General features: G+C 63.6%; 18 protein-coding genes. 7 read left to right on the top strand and 11 right to left on the bottom strand.

What is annotated here, in order from left to right; translation table 11 throughout:
• Nucleotides 1–100: 100 nt before the first annotated feature.
• A complete protein-coding gene (gene acs / locus JY96_RS04195) occupies nucleotides 101–2,083 on the bottom strand; it encodes an acetate--CoA ligase (protein ID WP_035035190.1) in 1,983 nt (660 codons plus the stop codon).
• Nucleotides 2,084–2,290: 207 nt separating this feature from the next.
• Complete coding sequence (locus JY96_RS04200) at nucleotides 2,291–3,550, bottom strand: HD-GYP domain-containing protein (RefSeq protein WP_035035193.1); 1,260 nt, start codon at nucleotides 3,548–3,550, stop codon at nucleotides 2,291–2,293.
• A 296-nt stretch (nucleotides 3,551–3,846) separates the two neighbouring features.
• On the opposite strand from JY96_RS04200, the gene JY96_RS04205 reads away from it, so the two are divergent.
• The 3 genes from JY96_RS04205 (at nucleotide 3,847) to JY96_RS04215 (ending at nucleotide 7,243) form a co-directional block, all read left to right on the top strand.
• A complete protein-coding gene (locus JY96_RS04205; RefSeq protein WP_035035197.1) occupies nucleotides 3,847–4,449 on the top strand; it encodes a TIGR00645 family protein in 603 nt (200 codons plus the stop codon).
• Nucleotides 4,450–4,540: 91 nt separating this feature from the next.
• The gene (locus JY96_RS04210) at nucleotides 4,541–6,067 is read left to right on the top strand and encodes a fumarate hydratase (RefSeq protein ID WP_035035201.1); all 1,527 of its coding nucleotides are present in this window, start codon (nucleotides 4,541–4,543) and stop codon (nucleotides 6,065–6,067) included.
• Between the two features lie 96 nt (nucleotides 6,068–6,163).
• Nucleotides 6,164–7,243, top strand: coding sequence for an MBL fold metallo-hydrolase (locus JY96_RS04215; protein ID WP_035035212.1), 1,080 nt, complete (start codon nucleotides 6,164–6,166; stop codon nucleotides 7,241–7,243).
• On the opposite strand, the gene JY96_RS04220 is transcribed toward JY96_RS04215, so the two are convergent.
• The 3 genes from JY96_RS04220 to JY96_RS21950 form a co-directional block, all read right to left on the bottom strand.
• Nucleotides 7,218–7,820, bottom strand: coding sequence for a type IV pili methyl-accepting chemotaxis transducer N-terminal domain-containing protein (locus tag JY96_RS04220; protein ID WP_161784237.1), 603 nt, complete (start codon nucleotides 7,818–7,820; stop codon nucleotides 7,218–7,220). The genes JY96_RS04215 and JY96_RS04220 overlap by 26 nt on opposite strands.
• A gap of 283 nt (nucleotides 7,821–8,103) precedes the next feature.
• A complete protein-coding gene (clpB, locus tag JY96_RS04225) occupies nucleotides 8,104–10,698 on the bottom strand; it encodes an ATP-dependent chaperone ClpB (RefSeq protein WP_035035216.1) in 2,595 nt (864 codons plus the stop codon).
• Nucleotides 10,699–10,818: 120 nt separating this feature from the next.
• Nucleotides 10,819–11,985 (bottom strand): diguanylate cyclase, encoded by a 1,167-nt coding sequence (locus tag JY96_RS21950; protein ID WP_052162127.1) that lies wholly within the window; start codon nucleotides 11,983–11,985, stop codon nucleotides 10,819–10,821.
• A gap of 155 nt (nucleotides 11,986–12,140) precedes the next feature.
• Here JY96_RS21950 and JY96_RS04235 point away from each other — a divergent pair, with 155 nt between their 5' ends.
• Nucleotides 12,141–13,577 (top strand): carotenoid oxygenase family protein, encoded by a 1,437-nt coding sequence (locus JY96_RS04235; protein ID WP_035035218.1) that lies wholly within the window; start codon nucleotides 12,141–12,143, stop codon nucleotides 13,575–13,577.
• 39 nt (nucleotides 13,578–13,616) lie between these two features.
• On the opposite strand, the gene JY96_RS04240 is transcribed toward JY96_RS04235, so the two are convergent.
• The 6 genes from JY96_RS04240 to JY96_RS04265 all read right to left on the bottom strand — a co-directional run bounded on the left by JY96_RS04240 (nucleotide 13,617) and on the right by JY96_RS04265 (nucleotide 19,871).
• A complete protein-coding gene (locus JY96_RS04240; protein WP_052162128.1) occupies nucleotides 13,617–14,180 on the bottom strand; it encodes a molybdenum cofactor biosynthesis protein MoaE in 564 nt (187 codons plus the stop codon).
• 1 nt (nucleotide 14,181) lies between these two features.
• A complete protein-coding gene (gene moaD, locus JY96_RS04245) occupies nucleotides 14,182–14,442 on the bottom strand; it encodes a molybdopterin converting factor subunit 1 (RefSeq protein ID WP_035035220.1) in 261 nt (86 codons plus the stop codon).
• A gap of 14 nt (nucleotides 14,443–14,456) precedes the next feature.
• The gene (gene glp / locus JY96_RS04250) at nucleotides 14,457–15,770 is read right to left on the bottom strand and encodes a gephyrin-like molybdotransferase Glp (protein WP_235333847.1); all 1,314 of its coding nucleotides are present in this window, start codon (nucleotides 15,768–15,770) and stop codon (nucleotides 14,457–14,459) included.
• A gap of 39 nt (nucleotides 15,771–15,809) precedes the next feature.
• On the bottom strand, nucleotides 15,810–17,231 hold the full coding sequence (thrC, locus tag JY96_RS04255) for a threonine synthase (RefSeq protein ID WP_035035222.1): 1,422 nt from the start codon (nucleotides 17,229–17,231) through the stop codon (nucleotides 15,810–15,812).
• Between the two features lie 2 nt (nucleotides 17,232–17,233).
• A complete protein-coding gene (locus tag JY96_RS04260) occupies nucleotides 17,234–18,556 on the bottom strand; it encodes a homoserine dehydrogenase (RefSeq protein WP_035041187.1) in 1,323 nt (440 codons plus the stop codon).
• An 82-nt stretch (nucleotides 18,557–18,638) separates the two neighbouring features.
• Nucleotides 18,639–19,871 carry a pyridoxal phosphate-dependent aminotransferase gene (locus JY96_RS04265; RefSeq protein ID WP_035035226.1) on the bottom strand — a complete coding sequence of 411 codons (1,233 nt, stop codon included), beginning with the start codon at nucleotides 19,869–19,871 and terminating at the stop codon, nucleotides 18,639–18,641.
• Nucleotides 19,872–20,008: 137 nt separating this feature from the next.
• On the opposite strand from JY96_RS04265, the gene JY96_RS04270 reads away from it, so the two are divergent.
• From JY96_RS04270 to JY96_RS04280, 3 genes are all read left to right on the top strand, one after another.
• Nucleotides 20,009–20,383: an Mth938-like domain-containing protein gene (locus JY96_RS04270; protein ID WP_035035228.1), complete on the top strand. Its 375-nt coding sequence runs from the start codon at nucleotides 20,009–20,011 to the stop codon at nucleotides 20,381–20,383.
• Between the two features lie 106 nt (nucleotides 20,384–20,489).
• The gene (locus JY96_RS04275; RefSeq protein ID WP_035035232.1) at nucleotides 20,490–20,969 is read left to right on the top strand and encodes a peroxiredoxin; all 480 of its coding nucleotides are present in this window, start codon (nucleotides 20,490–20,492) and stop codon (nucleotides 20,967–20,969) included.
• A gap of 359 nt (nucleotides 20,970–21,328) precedes the next feature.
• On the top strand, nucleotides 21,329–23,089 hold the full coding sequence (locus tag JY96_RS04280; RefSeq protein ID WP_035041189.1) for a PhoH family protein: 1,761 nt from the start codon (nucleotides 21,329–21,331) through the stop codon (nucleotides 23,087–23,089).
• The last annotated feature ends 25 nt before the right edge of the window (nucleotides 23,090–23,114 follow it).

Consider the following 23,114-nt stretch of genomic DNA (forward strand, 5'->3'; position numbering starts at 1 on the left):
ATTTGCACATATTCCCACATGGGGTTTTCACCAGCACAAAAACCTGGTGCCTTTCAACACCAGGTTTCACATTCACTCGAATATCTGAAAACCAAAGTTTTCAATTACTCTGGGACAACTGATCGAGAATCGCGGGGTTTTCCAGCGTGCTGGTGTCCTGCGTGACAGGCTCGCCCTTGGCCACCACGCGCAACAGGCGTCGCATGATCTTGCCGGAGCGGGTCTTGGGCAGGTTGTCACCGAAGCGGATGTCCTTGGGCTTGGCGATGGGCCCGATCTCGTGGCCCACGTGGTTGCGCAATTCGTTGGCCAGTTGCTTGGCCTCGTCCCCCGTGGGGCGTGGACGCTTGAGCACCACGAAGGCGCAGATGGCCTCGCCGGTCAGGTCGTCAGGGCGACCCACGACAGCGGCCTCGGCCACCAGCGGGTGCGACACCAAAGCCGATTCGATTTCCATCGTGCCCATGCGGTGGCCCGACACGTTCAGCACGTCGTCGATGCGGCCGGTGATGGTGAAGTAGCCCGTCTTCTCGTCACGGATGGCGCCGTCACCAGCCAGGTAGTACTTGCCCTGGAAATCCGCCGGGTAATAGCTCTTCTTGAAGCGCTCGGAATCACCCCAGATGTTGCGGATCATCGATGGCCAGGGCTTGCGCACGACCAGCACGCCGCCCTGCCCCCATGGCACTTCCTTGCCGGTTTCGTCCACCACGGCCGCATCGATGCCCGGGAAGGGCAGCGAGCAGGAACCAGGCGTCAACGCGTGGGCGCCAGGCAGCGGCGTGATCATGTGGCCGCCCGTTTCGGTCTGCCAGAAGGTGTCGACGATGGGGCAACGGCCACCACCGATTTCGCGGTGGTACCACTCCCAGGCCGCGGGGTTGATGGGCTCGCCCACCGTGCCCAGCAGGCGCAGGCTGCTCAGGTTGAAGTTGCGCGGGTGCACGGCGTCGTTGGACTCGGCTGCCTTGATCAGGGCGCGGATGGCCGTGGGCGCGGTGTAGAAGATCGAGACCTTGTGGGCTTCGATCATGCGCCAGAAGCGGGCGGCGTCCGGGTAGGTGGGCACGCCCTCGAACACGACCTGCGTGCCACCGACGGCCAGCGGGCCATAGGCCACGTAGGTGTGACCGGTGACCCAGCCGATGTCAGCCGTGCACCAGAACACGTCATCGGGCTTGAGGTCGAACGTCCACTTGGTGGTCACGGCTGCATGCAGCAGGTAACCGCCCGTGCTGTGCTGAACACCTTTGGGCTTGCCGGTGGAGCCAGAGGTGTACAGCAGGAACAGCGGGTGTTCTGCAGAAACCCACTCAGGCGGGCAGACATCGGATTGCTGGGCAACGACATCGTGCAGGTACACGTCGCGGCCAGCCACCATGGGCACCTTGCCGCCCGTGCGTTGCCAGACGATGACCTGGCGGACGCTGTCGCAGCCGCCCAGAGTAAGAGCCTCGTCCACGATGGCCTTGAGCGGCAGCGCCTTGCCACCGCGCAGTTGTTCATCGGCCGTGATCACGACCACGGCGCCCGCGTCTTCCACGCGGTCACGCAGGCTCTGTGCCGAGAAGCCGCCGAACACCACCGAGTGCGTCGCGCCAATGCGCGCGCAGGCCTGCATGGCCACGACGCCTTCCACCGACATCGGCAGATACAGCACGACGCGGTCACCCTTCTTGACGCCCTGGGCCTTCAAGGCGTTGGCCAGCTTCGACACGCGAGCCAGCAGATTCTTGTAGGTCACGTGGGTGACCTGGCCATCGTCGGCCTCGAAGATGATGGCAGTCTTGTCGCCCAGGCCAGCCTCGATGTTGCGGTCCAGGCAGTTGTAGGAGGCGTTGAGCTCGCCGTCCTCGAACCATTTGAAGAACGGGGCGTTCGATTCGTCCAGCGCTTTGGTAAACGGCTTGTGCCACGTCAGGAACTGCTTGGCCAGACCGGCCCAGTAACCTTCGTAGTTCTCCTGCGCCTGGGCGCACAGCTTGTCATAGGCCGCTCGGCTGCCGACGTGGGCGGTACGGGCGAAGGCCTCGGGGACGGGATATTGCTTGCTCTGATTTGTGGTCTCAGTTGGGCCAGTCATGTTTATTAACTCCATCTGGCGGCGCTTGTGGCGTCGCGGTTTCAATCGGTCAAGATTTGCCTGGGTTGCAGACAAACCTAGCCAACTCGGCACCATGCTCCCAACTTGGCCTGATTCGACTAAGGACTATCCCCAAGCCTTCTGGCGCAAAAATCGGTCTGATCTGATGGAGAAATCAGTGGCGGTGCGAAATATGCCTCGGCATTTTCACGATACAGCCGCGTCCTCGGCCGCGCCCGCGGTAGCGCGAACCTCCTTGAGGTAACGCTCCAGCATGGGCAGATCGCCACCGGCGCTTCGGATGACGCGCGCGTGCAACTCCCGGTCCAGCTCCCGCAGGCGCCAGTTGATCTCCCGGAGGATGGCGGCCACCTCTCGCTGCATCGCGGGCGACTCGTTGTGCAGCCAGGCCCCGTCGGGCTGAACGTCAAGCCCTGTGCTGGACCAGGCGCGCCGGATGCTCTCGAACCGTTCCAGCGCCTGCCCCCACAGGGTCTTGAACGGCCCGCTGGCCCGATCGAACATGGGCTTGAAGTCAGCCTGCACACTCATGATGCGGTTGAGCCGCTCGCCGAGCTCGCGCGACATGGTCAAGGCGTCCTTCAAGGCCTCGCCTTGTGCGGTGGCATCCGCCTCTCTGCACTCACGGAATGTCTTGCTCACCACGTCGATGACCGGTCGGCTGAACTCGCCATGAATGAGCTTGACCGCCACATCGGCCTGCTGCAGCGCGCCACCGCCCTTGTCGAGCATGCCCCCCAGCATCTCAGCCACGGCCAGGATCTGGGCGCTGTCAGACACCTCGCCCATGCGGCGCCCTTGCGGGTAGCCAAAGCCATCCAGGCGCTCGTGGTGATCCAGGATCAGGGCGCTGGCGGGTCTGGCCATGCCGGCCAGGTCCTTGAGCAGGCTGTGTGCAATCAACGGGTGGGCGGCGATGTGGCGCCACTCCTTGGGGCCCAGCTGGGCGTCTTTTTCGAGGTAGCGGGGGTCGATGTAGAGCTCGCCCACATCGTGGCTCAAGGCCGCCACCAGCATCACGTTGAGGGCATCGTTTTCGCCGGGCATCATGCGCTGCACCAGGCTGATGGCCAGCAGGGCCACGCACACGGCATGGTCCAGCTTGCCGGACTGGTGCTCGGTGTAGACCGTCAGCAGCGTCTGCAGGCGCCCCGCGAAGGTGCTGTCGGTGAACAATTTGATCGGGCTGGCACGCTTTTCCGACAGGCACACGGCCCGCAAGGCCGGATAAGTGTCCAGCATGCGCTCGGCCATTTCCGCGCAACGCTTGCCGGTCACACCATCGGATACGGCCATGCAGTCTTCCAGAGGCTTGATCAATTTGTGCTCGATCAGGCGCTCGCGCATGGACCGGTTAATGGCATAACCCTTGGCGACCAGTTTCATGCCATTTTCGGAATAAATATCTTCCGTGGCTTCAACCTGGCGCTCTTCGGCCACCGTCATCACATGATCCAGATAATGGACATTGACTGTTGAATGGGTGGTTTGATTCGTCAAAGTAGCCAGTCCAGAAACAAGAACACGCGCGGGGGTTTGCGCACATGCTTTCATTCTGAAGGACGCGAGCAGGGCTTGCATGCCTTACCAGCAAGAGCGGCGGTGGCTTGCGGAAAATTGTCACGCCACGCCTTGCCAGTGAGCTCAACCCGACCAACATGGCAAGGCTTTATGCCCCAGCCCTGAATACAGGGTGCAGACAAAACTAAAATCCGCGCCATAACTCGGCAACAGCATTCATCATGAGCAACAATCACAAGTCACCAAAATCAGGTCTTCTACCATCATTTATTTTTGCCAGCAGGTGGCTGCAATTGCCGCTGTATCTCGGGCTCATCCTGGCGCAAGTGGTTTATGTCTTTCACTTCTGGGTGGAGCTGGTTCACCTGGTTGAAGCCGCACTGGGCAATCAGGATGCGCTCAAGGCCATCTTCGAGGCCTCCGGCCAGCAAGGCGCCACGCCGCCTGATCACCTGACCGAAACCACCATCATGCTGGTGGTGCTGGGGCTGATCGACGTGGTGATGATCTCCAACCTGCTGATCATGGTGATCGTGGGGGGCTACGAGACCTTCGTCTCCCGCATGAACCTGGAAGACCACCCCGATCAGCCCGAGTGGCTGGACCACGTCAACGCGTCGGTGCTCAAGGTGAAGCTGGGCACGGCCATCATCGGGATTTCGTCCATCCACCTGCTCAAGACCTTCATCAACGCCGAAAACTACTCGGACAAGGCCTTGATTGCGCAGACTGTGATCCACATCGCCTTCCTGCTGTCGGCCATGGCGATTGCCGCCACCGACCGCATCCTGCATCCGGCCGGGGCGTCGCACGAGAAACATTGATCGGTGCGCCGGGCGCGCGCCAAGTGCACGCGTCCTTGGCACAATGTCGGTTTTCCCGTTTCACCCTTCCCGCCTCAAAAAGGCCACTGCCATGACGACCATTCGCTACGACGATCTCGTTGAAAGTGTCGCAGCCGCGCTGCAATACATCAGCTACTACCACCCCGCTGACTACATCGCCCACCTGGCTCGCGCCTACGAGCGCGAAGAGAGCCCGGCTGCCAAGGACGCCATCGCGCAGATCCTGACCAACTCGCGCATGTGCGCGGAAGGCCACCGCCCCATCTGCCAGGACACCGGCATCGTCAACGTCTTCCTGAAGATCGGGATGGGCGTGAAGTGGGAAGGCTTTGGTGCCCGCTCCATCCAGGAAGCGGTGGACGAAGGCGTGCGCCGCGGCTACAACAACCCGGACAACAAGCTGCGCGCCTCGGTGCTGTCGGACCCGATCTTCGAACGCAAGAACACCAAGGACAACACGCCTGCCGTGGTCTTCATGGAGCTGATTCCCGGCGACAAGGTTGACGTGACTGTGGCTGCCAAGGGCGGCGGCTCGGAGAACAAATCCAAGGTCTACATGCTCAACCCGTCGGACAACATCGTGGACTGGGTGCTCAAGACCGTGCCGACCATGGGCGCTGGCTGGTGCCCGCCCGGCATGCTGGGCATCGGCGTTGGTGGCACGGCCGAGAAGGCCGCCCTGCTGGCCAAGGAATCGTTGATGGACGACATCGATATGTACGAGTTGCTGGAGCGCGGCCCCCAGAACAAGCTGGAAGAGCTGCGCATCGAGCTGTACGAGAAGGTCAACGCCCTGGGCATCGGCGCGCAAGGCCTGGGTGGCCTGACCACGGTGCTGGACGTCAAGATCAAGACCTACCCGACGCACGCGGCCTCCAAGCCGATTGCCATGATCCCGAACTGCGCGGCCACCCGCCATGCGCACTTCGTGATGGACGGCTCGGGCCCGGTCTACCTGGACCCGCCCAGCCTGGACCTGTGGCCCAACGTGCACTGGGCGCCGGACTACAACAAGTCCAAGCGCGTGGACCTGAACACGCTGACCAAGGAAGAAGTGGCCAGCTGGAAGCCCGGCCAGACCCTGCTGCTCAACGGCAAGATGCTGACGGGCCGCGACGCCGCGCACAAGCGCATTCAGGACATGCTGGCCAAGGGCGAGAAGCTGCCCGTGGACTTCACCAACCGCGTCATCTACTACGTGGGCCCGGTTGACCCGGTGCGCGACGAAGTGGTCGGCCCCGCCGGCCCCACCACCGCCACCCGCATGGACAAGTTCACCGAGATGATGCTGGCCCAGACCGGCCTGATCTCGATGGTGGGCAAGGCCGAGCGTGGCCCGACTGCCATCGAAGCCATCAAGAAGCACAAATCGGCCTACCTGATGGCCGTGGGTGGCTCGGCCTACCTGGTGTCCAAGGCGATCAAGGCCGCCAAGGTCGTGGGTTTTGCAGACCTGGGCATGGAAGCCATCTACGAGTTCGACGTGGTCGACATGCCGGTGACCGTGGCCGTGGACAGCGGCGGCACCAGCGCGCACATCGAAGGGCCCAAGACCTGGCAGGCCAAGATCGGCAAGATCCCCGTCAGCGTGGCCTGATCGCTGCTCGCGACTGATCAAAGCCCCGTCGCTTCGGCCTCGGGGCTTTTTCTTGCGCGCAACACCGCAGCAACGTTCGTGCATTAGCCTTTGCGCATGAAGAACCCCTACTTCAACCCCGCCAAGAAGCACCACCGGCCTGACGGCTTCCAGAACAACTACATGTCGTTCAGAGGCAAGCGCTGGCATGAAATCCTGCGCTGGCGCTGGCAGGCCTGGCGCGCCGGGCACCCTCGCCCGCTGCAGAGCCCCATCCCCGTGTTGGCGCCGGATCTGGCCTTCATTCACGCCAATGCCAAGGCGGGCCTGGCCATGCAGCCGGCCATGACCTGGATCGGGCACATCACGGTGCTGGCGCAAATCGGCGGGCTCAACCTGCTGACCGACCCGGTGTTTTCGGAGCGCTGCTTTCCGGTGCAATGGGCGGGCCCAGCGAGGCAAACCCCACCAGGCTTGCGACTGGACCAGTTGCCGCACATCGACGTGGTGCTGCTGTCGCACAACCACTATGACCACATGGACGAGGCCTCGCTGATCGCCTTGGCGAAACAGCCCGGCGGCTGCCCGTTGTTCATCACGCCGCTGGGGCACAAGCATTGGTTCGCACGGCGCGGCATCCAGCGCGTGATCGAGCTGGACTGGTGGGACACGCATGTGCTGGAGGCCACGGCGCAATCAGCACGGATACCGGTGACCTTGACCCCGGCCCAGCACTGGTCGGCGCGCACCGCGACCGATGCCTTACGCAGCCTGTGGGGTGGCTACGCGGTGCTGTCCCCCGATTGCCACTTGTTCTTTGCGGGTGACACGGCCTATTCGAAGGACTTCATCGACATCCGTCAGCACTTCGCGCGTGAGCACGCGCCGGAGTTGGGCGGCGGGTTTGACATCGCGCTGCTGCCCATCGGTGCCTATGAGCCACGCTGGTTCATGAAGGACCAGCATGTCAACCCGGAAGAGTCAGTGCAGATCTTCAAGGACCTGGGCTGCAAACGCGCGCTGGCCGTGCACTGGGGCACCTTCCAGTTGACGGACGAGGCGCTGGATGAGCCGCCGAGGGCGTTGGCGCGTGCGCTGGCGGCTCAAGGTTTGTCGCCAACGGACTTTCATGTGGCAGCCGTTGGCGAAACCTGGCGCCTGCCCGCGCGGCTCAAGCCGAATTCATCGACGCCTTGACCAGTTGCTCCACCTCTTCCGTGATGGTGGCCATGCGCGCGGCCACCACCGCAAACTCCCGGCCCTCGGGCCCCGCGCGGTAGGCCGAAACCTGCGCATTGAAGGCCACCACGCGTGCTTCCCGCGCAACCGACTGAATCTCCTCATTGAGGCGCGTACGTTGCGCCTGCTGCGCCTTGGACAGTTGCCGGGCCTCCAGTTCGTAAGTTTGCGTGATCTGGGTCAACACACCCAGCAAGTCCGAGGATGTGTCCACCAAGGCAGACTGCGTGGCCTCGCTCAAGGGCTCACCGCGCCGCAAGCTTCTGATGGTTCGCTCCAGCAAGTCGATGAAGGCTTCGATGTGCGCCCTGGCCTGCGAGGCCCCATCAAAAGCCTGGCGCAGCTTGTGAGAGAACAAGCCGGGCAGACCGTCCCCACCTTGGGTCAGCAACTGGTGGCTGCTGCGAAACTGGTTGAGCACCTCCTCCGCCGTCGACAGCGCACTGGTGCGCCCGCCCCCCGCCAGCACCACGAACAAGGTCAGCCGCTGCGACAACATGCGCTGACGCCCGGCCAGGTTGATCAGACGAGACAAGGTGTCTGCGCAAGGCGCGCTCCCTTTATCGGATGCCATCGTGGCGGAGGAAGAACTCGTGGGTCGAGGCGATAAAACGGCAGTGGGCATGGCGGGCTGCTTGGCTGCGAGGCCAGTCTGAATCGATTGCATTGCTCATGCAAACGTCGTTCCAGAAGGTGCACCAGGATGCGTCCCAAGTGATCAGGCACATGAAAAGCATGAAAAAAGCCACACGGCCCGAAGGCGCGTGTGGCTGGTGTCAGCGCTTGGTCAAGCCGGTGCTCGGCGCACCGGCACGGTGTCAGTGCACCGTCCGGTCGAACTCGAATTCGCCGGCTTCGTTGACCTTCACCGGGATCACGTCCTTCGGGCCAAACTTGCCCTGCAGGATCAGCTTGGCCACCGGGTTCTCAATGCGCTGCTGGATGGCGCGCTTCAAAGGCCGTGCACCAAACACCGGATCGAAGCCGACCTTGGCCAGCTCGACCAGCGCCTCGTTGGACACATCCAGCTTCATCTCCAGCTGAGCCAGGCGGCCTTCCAGGCCCTTGAGCTGGATCTTGGCGATGGACTGGATGTTTGCCATGTCCAGCGCATGGAACACCACCACCTCGTCGATGCGGTTGAGGAACTCGGGGCGGAAGTGCTGCTTGACCTCGACCCACACGGCGTCCTTGATGTCCTCTGAAGGTTGCCCCGCCATCTGCATGATGTGGTGCGAGCCCAGATTGGAGGTCATCACGATCACGGTGTTCTTGAAGTCCACGGTGCGGCCCTGGCCATCGGTCAGGCGGCCATCGTCCAGCACTTGCAGCAGCACGTTGAACACGTCCGGGTGGGCCTTCTCGACTTCATCGAGCAGCACCACGCTGTAGGGCTTGCGACGCACGGCCTCGGTCAGGGTGCCGCCTTCTTCATAGCCCACATAGCCCGGAGGCGCGCCGATCAGGCGGCTCACCGAGTGCTTCTCCATGAACTCGCTCATGTCGATGCGGATCAGGTGGTCTTCGCTGTCGAACAGGAAGCCGGCCAGGGCCTTGCACAGCTCGGTCTTGCCCACGCCGGTGGGGCCCAGGAACAGGAAGGAGCCATACGGGCGATTCGGGTCAGACAGGCCCGCACGCGAGCGGCGGATGGCGTCGGACACGGCCACGATGGCCTCTTCCTGCCCCACCACGCGTTCGTGCAGCTTGTCTTCCATGGCCAGCAGCTTGTCGCGCTCGCCCTGCATCAGCTTGGACACGGGGATGCCGGTGGCGCGGGCCACCACTTCGGCGATTTCCTCTGCGCCCACTTGCGTGCGAAGCAGCGTCGGCTTGCCACTGTCCTTGACCTTGGCGTTCTCCTTGTCCTGCGCGTCCTTCAGGCGCTTCTCCAGCTCGGGCAGCTTGCCGTATTGCAGCTCGGCCACCTTGTTGAAATCGCCCTTGCGCTTGAACTCCTCGATCTGGAAGCGGATCTTGTCGATGTCTTCCTTGACCGTGGCCGAACCTTGGGCCTGGGCCTTTTCGGCCTTCCAGATCTCTTCCAGATCGGCGTACTCTCGCTCCAGCTTGCTGATCTCTTCTTCGATCAGGCCCAGGCGCTTGATGGAGGCTTCGTCCTTCTCGCGCTTGACGGCTTCACGCTCGATCTTCAGCTGGATCAGGCGGCGGTCCAGGCGGTCCAGAGCTTCAGGCTTGGAGTCGATCTCGATCTTGATCTTGGCAGCGGCCTCGTCGATCAGGTCGATGGCCTTGTCCGGCAGGAAGCGGTCGGTGATGTAGCGGTTGGACAACTCGGCCGCGGCCACGATGGCCGGGTCGGTGATCTCGACGCCATGGTGCACTTCGTACTTCTCCTGCAGGCCGCGCAGGATGGCGATGGTGGCCTCGACCGTGGGCTCGCCCACCAGGATCTTCTGGAAGCGGCGCTCCAGCGCAGCGTCCTTCTCGATGTACTTGCGGTATTCGTCCAGCGTGGTCGCACCGATGCAATGCAGCTCGCCACGCGCCAGGGCGGGCTTGAGCATGTTGCCGGCGTCCATGGCGCCATCGGCCTTGCCCGCACCGACCATGGTGTGGATCTCGTCGATGAACATGATGGTCTGGCCTTCGTCCTTGGCCACTTCCTTGAGCACGTTCTTCAGGCGCTCCTCGAAGTCACCACGGTACTTGGCGCCGGCCAGCAAGAGGGCCATGTCGAGTACCAGCACGCGCTTGTTCTTGAGGGTATCGGGCACTTCGCCAGCCACGATGCGCTGGGCCAGGCCTTCCACGATGGCGGTCTTGCCCACGCCGGGTTCACCGATCAGCACGGGGTTGTTCTTGGAGCGACGCTGCAGCACCTGGATCGCACGGCGGATCTCTTCGTCGCGACCGATCACGGGGTCGAGCTTGCCAGCACGGGCACGCTCGGTGAGGTCCAGGGTGTACTTCTTGAGCGCTTCGCGCTGGCCTTCGGCTTCGGGGTTGTCCACCTTCTGGTCTCCTCGGACGGCTTTGACAGCGGCTTCCAGCGCCTTGCGGTTCAAGCCGAAATCGCGCGCCACGGAGGCCGTGTCACCCTTGTGATCGGCCAGGGCCAGCAGGAACATCTCGCTGGCGATGTAGGGGTCGCCCTGCTTGTGGGCTTCTTTCTCTGCGCCTTGCAGCAGGCTGACGGTGTCACGCCCGGCCTGCACCTGGTCGGCGCCCTGCACTTGCGGCAGCTTGTCGATCTGCTTTTCCAGCTCGGTGGCCAGGCCGGGTACCTTGACGCCCGCCTTTTCGAGCAGCGCACGCGGGCCATCGTCCTGGCGCAGCATGGCCAGCAGGATGTGGGCCGGTTCGATGTAGGGGTTGTCGCGCGTGACGGCCAGGCTCTGAGCCTCGGTCAGCGCTTCCTGAAATTTGGTGGTGAGTTTGTCGAGTCGCATGAGCACTCCCGGTTGTCGGAGGGGCCCTGCGAAACGGTGCAGAGCCAATTGCTCATGAAGATAAGGCGATGGCCAGACATTTCAAGCCCTGCATGCCCGCATGGCTTGAGAAAGATCAAGTCAATCGCCGCTGACGACTCGGTTGCGGCCGGTGTGTTTGGCCTGGTACAGGCAGGCGTCCGCCCGGGCCAGATCATCTTCCAGCGTGGTGTCCTCCCGGTGGTAGGCGATGCCGATGCTCACGGTCACACGGATCTCGCCCGTGCGCGTCTCGAAGGGGCTCAACTCCACGATTTCGCGCACGCGTTCCGCGATGGACTGCGCCTCCAGCCTCGAACGCACCGGCAGCAGCACAGAGAATTCCTCGCCGCCATAACGCGCCAGCAAGGCGTCTTCCCGGAGGTGATCGCGCACGGTGTTGGTCACATGCCGCAGCACGTCGTCGCCCGTGGCGTGGCCGTATCGGTCATTCACGTCCTTGAACAGGTCGATGTCGATCATCAGCACCGCCAGGATGCTGGCCTGTGCCGACTGCAAGGCCACCATGCGCTCACCCAGCTCGCGCAAGCCCCGACGAGACAAGGCGCCGGTCAGGTCGTCCGACAAGGAGCGGGCGCGCAGCTGCTGCATGAGCCGGTCATTGACCGAAGCAAACACGACAGACGACACCGCCAGGGGCAGCAAGGCAAAACTCAAGCCCGTGATGGGCATGAGCCAGTCGGGGGTGTGCAGCCAGTGCGAGGGGTAAGGCCCGGGCTGCGTGAAAGCCCAGTACAGCAGGACAAGCCAGTTCAAGGCAAATTCACACGCGGCCACCAGCAAGCTCAGATCGCCACCGGTGAACTTGCCGTTCTGAACGGTGATCAGCCCCTGGTCCAGCGCCATGCCCACACTGACCAGGCCAAACACGATGCCGATGGTCTGCACGTACTGCGCGTCCGTGCCGAGAGCCGCCCCCACCCACAGCGACATCCCCACCAGCAATACCACCACCAGACCCACCCCAGGGTGGGTGCGGCGCCCGTTGAGTTGCCTGAAGGCCCAGGCCAGCAAGGCCACCCCCATGCCGGCAAAGCCGATGGCGCCCTTGGTCACCTCGGGCCGAAGGCTCAGCGGGCTGAGTTGCACGCACAGCAACGCCGACAGGCACAGCAGCGCCCAGCGGAACAGGCCCAATGCATAACTCACACGGGCTTGTTCCGTGCGCACCATGGCCAGCAGGCCCAGGCCCACCAGGGAGCCCGCGCCCGCAACCGCGTAGCAGGTATAGACATCAATCGACAGCATGCCCGGTTTTTATACTCTGAAAGTAGGGCTATATCGGCATGCGAAGGCTCGGATTAATACTGGCACCGTTTAACAACAGCAGGATATGTTGACAGCCAACACATAAAGCGTTTCAATGAACATGTTCACACCGTAAACATTGCAAGGAGCCGATCATGCGCCACGCCAGCCTGCCGCTTTCTGTCGACCACGATGAGTCGGCCCCTTCTACTCAGTTGCTCGGGCAGCAAAGCCAACACGGGAACCTGTACCTGGAAGGGCCTTTTGCCCCGGTCGACCGAGAAACCACGGCCACAACGCTGCGTGTCAAAGGCGCGATCCCGCCCGAGCTGGATGGCCTGTATGCGCGCATTGGCCCCAACCCGCTGAAACCGCCCTCACCCGCCCGCTACCACTGGTTCACCGGGGATGGCATGGTGCATGGCGTGAGGCTCTCAGGCGGGCAAGCCCTGTGGTACCGCAACCGCTGGATCGGCAGCAAGACCGTGCAAAAAGCGCTGGGTCGCGAGGTGCTGCCCGGCAAGACGCGGGGCATCTTCGACACGGTCAACACCAATGTGTTTGGCCACGCCGGCCGCCTGTGGGCATCGGTAGAAGCGGGGCCCGTGCCGGTCCAACTGGATGCCGAACTCCAGTCCGTGCGCCACGGGCTGTTTGACAGCGCACCCACCGTCGCCTTTTCAGCGCACCCGCATCGTGACCCGATCACAGGTGACCTGCACGCCGTGACGTACGACGCCACCGAGCGCAAGGCCCTGAGCTACGTCCGGGTGAACGCACAAGGCCAGGTCGACAAGGTGGTGCGCATCCCCGTCAGGCAAGGGCCCATGGTGCATGACTGCGCCATCACCCGCACGCGGGTCATCGTGCTGGATCTGCCCGTCACCTTCTCGTTCTGGGCCCTCCTCAAGCGCTCGCCCTTCCCTTATGTGTGGAACCCCGCGCACGGTGCCCGCGTCGGCTTGCTGCCCCGCGATGGGCAGGCCAGTGACATGCGCTGGTTCGATGTCGATCCCTGCTATGTCTTTCACCCCTGCAACGCCTTTGATCAGGCCGACGGCTCGGTCGTGATGGACGTGGTGGTGCACCGCCACATGTTCGATCATTCCCGTATCGGCCCTGATGCAGACACGCAGCCCCGCTTCGAGCGCTGGACGCTGCCTGCAGGCGGCTCACGCGTGTTGCGCGAGGTGATTTCGGAGCGCGCGCAAGAATTCCCGCGCCCGGATGAGCGCCTGTTCGCGCAACCCTATCGATATGCCTATGCCGTCGAGTTCAGCGTCGACACCCGAGGTGGGCAATCGGTGCTCAAGCACGATCTGAGCACCCGCACCACCACCGAACACCGCTTTGGCGAGCACATCAAACCGGGCGAATTCGTGTTCGTGCCGCGCCATGCGAAATCAGCCGAAGACGAGGGCTGGCTGATGGGTTTCGTGAGCAACCTGGAAACCGGCCTGGGCGAGTTGCATGTGCTGAATGCGGCCGATGTGGGCGCGCCAGCCGTGGCCATTGTGGAGGTACCGGCGGCGGTACCGCTGGGTTTCCATGGCAATTGGGTGGCTGCCGCCGATCTGGGTTCGATGGGCTAGCGCCCTGGCCGCCACAACCCCGTGACGCCGGGGCGCACCTCAGTCGCCGGGCTGGATCTGGACGTTGAGCGCGCTCAGGCCGCCCCAACGCGCGGCGGCTTCATCGTCGGCGCTGCGGGCGTCCACCCAGCGGCTTTCACCGCCTGAGGACTCCTTCTTCCAGAACGGCGCCTGGGTCTTGAGCCAGTCCATCAGAAACTCGGCGCATTGGAACGCCTGTCCGCGGTGGGCCGAGGTGACGGCCACCAGCACGATCTGGTCGCTCACCCGCAGTGGCCCCACGCGGTGGATGACCCGCACGCCGCGCACGTCGAAACGGCGCCAGGCCTCCTGGATGAGCTGGGCGATGCTGCGCTCGGTCATGCCGGGGTAGTGCTCCAGCTCCATGACGGATGCCTGCACCGGCTCGACCTCGCCGGCGTGTTCACGCCACTCCCGAACGGTGCCCACGAAGCTGACCACCGCACCCACGCCCACATCGCCGGCACGCAAGCGGGCCACCTCGGTGGACAGGTCAAAGTCTTCCGGCCCGACCCGCACGCAGGCCAGTGCGACCTCGAACGAGCGATCAGCGACAGCGGGCGCGATGGGCAAGCTGCTCATGTCAGCCCCCGGTGACCGGCGGGAAAAAGGCCACTTCATCGCCCTCGCTCAACGCCTCGTCGGCATCGCACAGCGTCTGGTTCAGGGCCATGCGAAGGCCACGGGTCTCATCCAGCGCGGCGGCATGAGTGGCGGATTGACGGGTCAACCAGCCCTGCAATTGGCCCACGGTACGGGGCGCATCCGCGCCATCCAGCGACACGGTTTCACCCGCGCCGAGCTTCTCGCGCACGGAGGCGAAGTAACGCACTTGAATCTTCATGATGAGAGGGCTGATCAGCCAGCCGTGAGCTGACGGGCACCGCTAGCCGGTTGCAGCAACTCGGGCAGCGGCAGGTAGGCCACTGTATCGCCAGGCTGTACCGTCTGACCAGGAAGCAGATCAATCAAGCCGTCTGCCCACACGGCGGAGGTCAGCACGCCCGAACCCTGGTTCGGGTACAGGGTGACACGGCCTTCGGCATTCAGACGGGCGCGCGCGAACTCGCGGCGCTTGTCGGCCTTGGGCCAGCTGAATTCGGCCACCAGGCTCAGCGCCTGCGGCAAGGCCCAGGGCTCGCCGGCCAGCACGGCCAACACGGGGCGCGCCAGCAGCAGGAAGGTCACATAGCTGGCCACGGGGTTGCCCGGCAGGCCCATGTACAGCGCCCGGCTGCCATCTGCACGCTGCAGCCAACCAAACACGAAGGGCTTGCCCGGCTTGATGGCCAGGGCCCAGAAATCCAGCCCGCCTTCGGCCAGCACGGCGTTGCGCAAGTGGTCTTCTTCACCAACGGACACACCGCCACTGCTGATGACCAGGTCACTGGTTTCCGCGGCCTGGCGAAGTGCCTCACGGGTGGCTTCCAGCTTGTCGGGGACGATGCCCAGATCCTGCGCGTCTGCGCCGCAGGCCTGGGCCAGGCCACGCAGGGTATGGCGGTTGCTGTTATAGATGGCGCCAGCCGGCAAGGGCTGCCCCGGCATCACCAGTTCATTGCCCGTGGTCAGGATGCCCACGCGCGGGCGCTGGAAAACGCTCAGGTCGGCCGCCCCTACCGAGGCCGCCACACCCAGGCCGGCGGCCGTCAGGCGCAAACCGGCTTGCAGCACCGTCTGGCCCTGGGCGATGTCCTCGCCGCGGCGGCGGATGTTCTGCCCTGCGAGCACAGGTTCGTTGAAACGCACGGCGCCTGCGGCGGCATCGGCCGTGGTGTGCTCCTGCATCACGACGGCATCCGCGCCTTCAGGCACGGGTGCACCGGTGAAAATGCGGGCGCATTGCCCAGCCTGCAAGGCCGCGCCCACCTGCCCTGCCGCAATGCGCTGGGCTTGCGGCAAGCTCACCGCATCAGCCGCCGCACCAGCTTGCCCCGCTTGAGCCAGGTCAGCCGCACGCACGGCGTATCCGTCCATCGCACTGTTGTCCAGCGGCGGCACGTCCACTGACGAGACCATCGCTTGCGCCAGCACCCGGCCCAGGGCCTCGAAGCTGCTGACCGATTCGGTCTGGCGCTGACCCTGCGCGCCTGCCACGTGCTGCTCGACCGCAGCGCGCAAGTTGGACCAGGCCTCATCCAGAGGCATCAGGGGCTTGAAGGCCGTGGCCATGGCTCGCCTTTACGTTGTGGATGTCGATGGGGCGATGGGTCAGTCGTTGCAGTGCTGGACGATGTAGTCCTTGACCTGCTGCGTGCTGTTGGGCACCACCACAAAGCGCTTGGGCAGGGTCTCCAGGCCTTCCAAGCCCTTGATCCAGCTGGGGCGCTCGGGTTGACGGCCCGTGGCTTCGACGATGGTCTCAGCGAACTTGGCCGGCAAGGCGGTTTCCAGCACCAGCATGGTCACGCCGGGTTTGGCGTGCTCGCGCGCCACCTTCAGGCCGTCGGCCGTGTGGGTGTCGATCATCACGCCAAAACGCTCGAAGGTGTCCTTGATGGTGGCCAGGCGGTCGCTGTGCTTGCTGGTGCCCGACACAAAGCCATAGTCCTTGACCTTGGCGAATTCTTCGGCCGTGAGGTGGAACTCGCCACGCTGCTCGATCGCGTCCTTGAACAAGGACTTGACCTTGGCGCCATCGCGCCCCAGCAGATCGAACACGAAGCGCTCGAAGTTCGAGGCCTTGGAGATGTCCATCGAGGGCGACGAGGTTTCGTACGTCTCGGCGCTGCCCCGCACGCGGTAGCTGCCCGTGCGGAAGAACTCGTCCAGCACGTTGTTCTCGTTGGTGGCCACCACCAGCGTGTCGATGGGCAGGCCCATCATGCGGGCCACGTGGCCAGCGCACACATTGCCGAAGTTGCCCGAAGGCACGGTGAAGCTGACTTTCTCGGCGTTCGACTTGGTGGCGTAGAAGTAACCGGCGAAGTAGTACACCACCTGGGCCAGCAGGCGCGCCCAGTTGATCGAGTTGACCGTGCCGATCTTGTACTGGCGCTTGAAGGCCAGGTCGTTGGACACGGCCTTGACGATGTCCTGCGCGTCGTCGAACACGCCTTCCACGGCCAGGTTGTGGATGTTGGGGTCCTGCAGGCTGAACATCTGAGCCTGCTGGAAGGGGCTCATGCGGCCATTGGGCGACAGCATGAACACGCGCACGCCCTTCTTGCCGCGCATGGCGTACTCGGCCGCACTACCCGTGTCGCCCGAAGTGGCGCCCAGGATGTTGAGCGACTCGCCGCGGCGCGCCAGTTCGTACTCGAACAGGTTGCCCAGCAGTTGCATGGCCATGTCCTTGAAGGCCAGCGTGGGGCCGTTGGACAAGGCTTGCAGCGCCAGACCAGGCTCCAGCGGCTTCAGGGGCGTGATCTCGTCAAAGCCGTACACCGCCTTGGTGTAGGTCTTGGCGGCCAGGGCCTTGATGTCGGCCTGGGGGATGTCGTCGATGTAGAGCGACAGGATCTCGCCAGCCAGCTCGGCATAGCTCAAGCCGCGCCACTTCGTCAGCGTCGCGTCGTCGATCTTGGGGTAAGACGTGGGCAGGTACAGGCCGCCATCGGGGGCCAGGCCTTCGAGCAGGATCTCGGCGAAACCGCGCTCGGTCTTGTCACCACGGGTAGAGATGTACTTCATGATCAGGCCAGCTCTTCTTTGCGCAGCTTGACGATGGGGGCGAGCACCGTAGGCAGGGCCTGCATGGCGGCCAGGGCCGTGTTCATGCGGCCTTCCTTGGTGTCGTGCGTCAGGATGATCAGGTCGGTCTGGTTGCCGCCTTCGCCGCTGACCTCATCGGCCTCACGCTGGATGACGGCGTCAATCGAGATGCCCTGCTCGGCCAGGATGCCCGTGATCTTGGCCAGCACGCCGGTCTGGTCGGCCACGCGCAGGCGGATGTAGAAGGACGTGACAACCTCGTCGATCGGCAGGATGGGCAGCGTCGACATCGAATCGGGCTGGAAGGCCAGATACGGCACGCGCGCGGCGGGGGCTGCGTCAATCAGGCGAGCGATGTCCACCAGGTCGGCCACCACGGCCGATGCGGTCGGCTCGGCGCCGGCGCCCTTGCCGTAGTACATGGTCGTGCCCACGGCATCACCTTGCACCATCACGGCGTTCATCGCGCCCTCGACGTTGGCGATCAGGCGGCGCATCGGCACCAGCGTGGGGTGGGTGCGCAGCTCAATGCCATTGGCTTGGCGGCGCGCAATGCCCAGCAGCTTGATGCGGTAGCCCAGTTGCTCGGCGTACTTGATGTCCGTGGCCGACAGCTTGGTGATGCCCTCCACATGGGCCTTGTCGAACTGAACGGGCACACCAAAGGCGATGGCGCTCATGATCGTGGCCTTGTGCGCGGCGTCCACGCCTTCGATGTCGAAGGTGGGGTCGGCTTCGGCGTAACCCAGGCGCTGCGCTTCTTTCAGCACCACGTCGAAGTCCAGGCCCTTGTCACGCATCTCGGACAGGATGAAGTTCGTGGTGCCATTGATGATGCCGGCCACCCACTGGATCTGGTTGGCGGTGAGGCCTTCACGCAGCGCCTTGATGATGGGGATGCCACCGGCCACGGCGGCCTCGAAGGCCACCATCACGCCCTTTTCGCGTGCGGCAGCGAAGATTTCAGTGCCATGCACGGCCAGCAGAGCCTTGTTGGCCGTGACCACGTGCTTGCCGGCCGCAATGGCTTCCAGCACCAGGGCCTTGGCAATGCCATAGCCACCGATCAACTCCACCACCACGTCGATCTCGGGGTTGGCGATCACGGTGCGGGCATCGGACACGATCTGTGCCGAATCACCCACGACCTTCTTGGCCAGTTCGGTGTTCAGATCGGCCACCATGGCGATCTCGATGCCGCGGCCGGCGCGGCGACGGATCTCTTCCTGGTTGCGCTTCAGCACGGTGAACGTGCCGCCACCGACGGTACCGATCCCCAGCAGGCCGACCTTCACGGGTCGCAGTTGTTGTTGGCTCATTCGAATCTCACTTGAAGAAAACGTCCGCGGTGCCAGCGATCGGCGTGCACCGCATGGAAAACGAAAATCAGGCTGTGGCAGCGTGGCGCTTGCGATAGCCGTCCAGGAAGCGGGCGATGCGGTTGATGGCCTCGGCCAGGTCATCGCTGTTGGGCAGGAACACCAGGCGGAAGTGATCCGGGTGCGTCCAGTTGAAACCCGTACCCTGCACGATCAGCACCTTTTCTTCGGCCAGCAACTCATAGGCGAACTGCTGGTCGTCGGCGATGGGGTACATCTTGGGGTCGAGCTTGGGGAACATGTACAGCGCGCCCTTGGGCTTGACCACGCTCACGCCAGGGATCTTGTTGAGCATCTCGTAGGCCAGGTCGCGCTGCTTGCACAGGCGGCCCGTGGGCGCGACGAGGTCCTTGATGCTCTGGTAACCGCCCAGGGCCGTCTGGATGGCCAACTGGCCCGGCGTGTTGGCACACAGGCGCATCGAAGCCAGCATGTTCAGGCCTTCGATGTAGTCCTTGGCATGACGCTTTTCACCGGACACCACCATCCAGCCCGCGCGGTAGCCGCAGGATCGGTAGTTCTTGCTCAGGCCGTTGAAGGTCAGGAACAACACATCTTCGGCCAGCGATGCCATGGCGGTGTGCGTGGCGCCGTCGTACAAGGTCTTGTCGTAGATCTCGTCGGCCATCACGATCAACTGGTGCTCACGGGCGACCTGGATGATCTCCTTGAGCAGGCTCTCCGGATACAGCGCCCCGGTCGGGTTGTTCGGATTGATGACCACGATGGCCTTGGTGCGCGGCGTGATCTTGGCGCGGATGTCGGCGATGTCGGGGTTCCAGTCGGCCTGCTCGTCGCAGATGTAGTGCACGGGGCGCCCGCCCGACAGCGACACGGCCGCCGTGTAGAGGGGGTAGTCAGGCGCGGGCAGCAGGACTTCGTCGTCCTCGTTGAGCAAGGCATTGAGCGCCATCACGATCAGCTCGGAGGCGCCATTGCCCAGGTAGACGTCATCCACCGTCACGCCCTGGATGCCCTTTTCCTGGCAGTAGTGCACCACGGACTTGCGCGGCGCGAACAGGCCCTTGCTGTCCGTGTAGCCCGCCGCCCCCGGCAGGTTGCGGATCATGTCCTGCACGATCTCGTCGGGCGGCTCCAGCCCGAACACGGCCAGGTTGCCGATGTTGAGCTTGATGATCTTGTGGCCCTCTTCCTCCATCTGCCGCGCCTTTTCCAGCACGGGCCCACGGATGTCATAACAGACGTTGGCGAGTTTGCTGGACTTGGCGATGGGCTTCAAAACAGTCTCCAAAACAGAGCGATGCAGGCGATACGAGGGCGGACGGTGTGCCTCAAACCCCTGCCGGCTGTCCGGACAGACCAAAACGAGGGCGAAATGAGGGAAAGCTAGAATTTAACCACACTGATCCGACTCTTATGAAACTGCAACCCGACCGCGCCGAGGGCGTGAACATCATCAATGCCTACACGGCGGGCTCCGTGTCCGTCAACGGTGAGGCGTACACTGGCAGCATCCTGGTACCGCCGACCGGGCCGGTGATCCCCTGGGACGTGAACGCGCTGTCAGACCTCACGCAAGCCCATTTCGAGCGCATGGCCGAAGCCCGGCCCGAACTGATCATCTTTGGCAGCGGCCGCCAGTTGCGTTTCCCGCCGCCAGCGCTGCTGCGCCCCTTGATGGCCGCGCGCATCGGCATCGAGACCATGGACACGGCCGCCGCGGCCCGCACCTACAACATCCTGGTGGCGGAGGGTCGCCAGGTCATGGCCGCCCTGCTCGTCCATTCGTGATGCGAAAAACGCCCTCCTTGTGGGGGATGTGCCCCGAGTTTCGGGGGTGGGCCCAGAAGCACTTTATAATTGCAGGCTAATCAAGCAGGCTGCTGATCACTACAACATGACACCCGCCCTCAACAAACCTTTGCCGGAATTTGAAGCTGTCGCCACCGGAGGTGTGAAATTCACGCCTCACGCCTTCGTGGGACAGACTGTGGTGCTGTACTTCTACCCGAAGGACCATACACCTGGATGCACCACCGAAGCCATGCAATTCCGTGACAAACACAAGGAATTCGTCAAGGCAGGTGCAGTCGTGTTCGGCGTATCGCGAGACAACCTCGCCTCGCACGACAAGTTCAAGGAAAACCTCGAGTTGCCCTTCGAACTCATTGCCGATACGGAAGAAAAGCTCTGCCACATGTTCGGCGTGGTCAAGAACAAGATCATGTACGGCAAGAAGGTCAAGGGCATCGAGCGCTCGACCTTCCTGATCGGGCCCGATGGCGTGCTGCGCGAAGAATGGCGCGGCATCAAGGTCGCCGGTCACGTCGATGACGTGCTCAAGGCCGTGAAGGACCTGAAGCAAGAAGCGGCCTGATCGTTTCTCGCGCACCGGAACAAGCGCCTCGCAACGAGGCGCTTTTCTTTTGCGCTGGCGCATCTGCGCCCGCCGCGACCTGCACCGGGTCGCCCCGATGGGGACTTGCCCTCATCATGAAAATCGCTCAGGGAAAGCGTGATGCATTCGGCCTGTTGATGTGCTGCAACAGCACCACATCGCGGGCACGGAGTGTGCATAATCGTTTACATGCATCTGAGCTGTTCTGAACTCAGTCCACTGTCTGACCACCGATCCACCGAGCATCGACCTGATGCCTGTGAGATCGACCAGCCTGAGGCCGCACATTGTCTTGTGCGGCCTTTTTGTTTGTGCCTTCACTCCTGACGGACTTCATCATGCCTCTGCCCAAGCCGCCCACCAAACGCGCTGACATGCTGACCGCTGAAGACTTCACGTCCCAGCCCAAACCTGTCAAGCAAGCCAAGAGCAGCACCCGCGCTTCATCGGCCAAAGCAGCCCCCACCAGCGTTCAGCCACCCGTGCTGGAACTGGTGAGACCCGCCCCCGCCGTGGTTGAGCAGGTCACCCCCCCCAAACCTGCGAGCACCAAAACGGGGCGAGCAGCAGCACCCATCGTGGCCGACAAATCTGGCGGCGCCCCCGTGTCCACCAAATCGACCAACGGCGACAGCGCCAAGGTCCGCAACACGCCCGCACCTGGCTCCAGCCCCACGCGCCGCCGCCGCGATGTGGGTGGCCCCGCCAAGCTCTTCGTGCTGGACACCAATGTGCTCTTGCACGACCCGATGTCCCTCTTCCGCTTCGAGGAGCACGACGTCTACCTGCCCATGATCACGCTGGAAGAGCTGGACGGGCACAAGAAGGGCATGACCGAGGTGGCGCGCAACGCCCGCCAGGTCAGCCGTGACCTGGACGCGCTGGCTGCCGACTTGAGCAGCCGCCAGCAGGTAGACCCTGCCTCCGGCATCGACCTGACCAAGACCGGCCACGTCGAGGCCAAGGGCAAGCTGTACTTCCAGACCATGGGCATGGAAGTGCAACTGCCCGCCGGCCTGCCGCAAGGCAAGGCCGACAACCAGATCCTGGGCGTCGTGCAGGCCCTGCGCAGCCAGCACCCTGGTCGCGATGTCGTGCTGGTGTCCAAGGACATCAACATGCGCATCAAGGCCCGTGCCCTGGGCCTGATCGCTGAAGACTACTTCAACGACAAGACGCTGGAAGACGGCGACCTGCTGTACACCGGCGTGCTGCCCCTGCCCGCCGACTTCTGGGACAAGCATGCCAAGGGCATGGAGAGCTGGCAGCAAGGCGGCATCACCTACTACCGCGTCAGCGGCCCGATGGTGCCGGTCCTCCTGGTCAACCAGTTCGTCTACCTGGAAGGCCCCGGCGTCACGCCCTGGTATGGCAAGGTCACCGAGATCACCGGCAAGACGGCCGTGCTCCGTACGCTCAAGGACTACGCCAACCAGAAGCACTCGGTGTGGGGTGTGGCGGCGCGCAACCGCGAACAGAACTTCGCGCTGAACCTGCTGATGGACCCGGAATGCGACTTCGTGACGCTGACGGGCTCGGCCGGTACCGGCAAGACGCTGATGACGCTGGCGGCCGCCTTGAGCCAGGTGCTGGACGAACGCCGCTACACCGAGATCATCGTCACCCGCGTGACGGTGCCGGTGGGTGAAGACATCGGCTTCCTGCCCGGCACGGAAGAAGAAAAGATGTCGCCCTGGATGGGCGCGCTCGATGACAACCTGGAAGTGCTGGCCCGCGGCGACAACAGCGCCGGTGAATGGGGCCGTGCCGCCACCAACGAGTTGGTGCGCAGCAAGATCAAGATCAAGAGCATGAACTTCATGCGGGGCCGCACCTTCCTCAACAAGTTCCTGATCATCGACGAGGCGCAGAACCTCACCCCCAAGCAGATGAAGACGCTGATCACGCGTGCCGGCCCGGGCACCAAGATCATCTGCCTGGGCAACCTGGCGCAGATCGACACGCCTTATCTGACCGAAGGCAGTTCAGGCCTGACCTATGCGGTGGACAAGTTCAAGGGCTGGCCACACAGCGGGCACGTCACACTGGCACGCGGCGAGCGCTCGCGCCTGGCAGACTTCGCCTCCGAAGTGCTCTGAGCTCCTTTCAGCCTCATGCACGAGG

This window comes from Aquabacterium sp. NJ1 (genome assembly GCF_000768065.1).
Taxonomy (GTDB): Bacteria; Pseudomonadota; Gammaproteobacteria; order Burkholderiales; family Burkholderiaceae_C; genus Aquabacterium.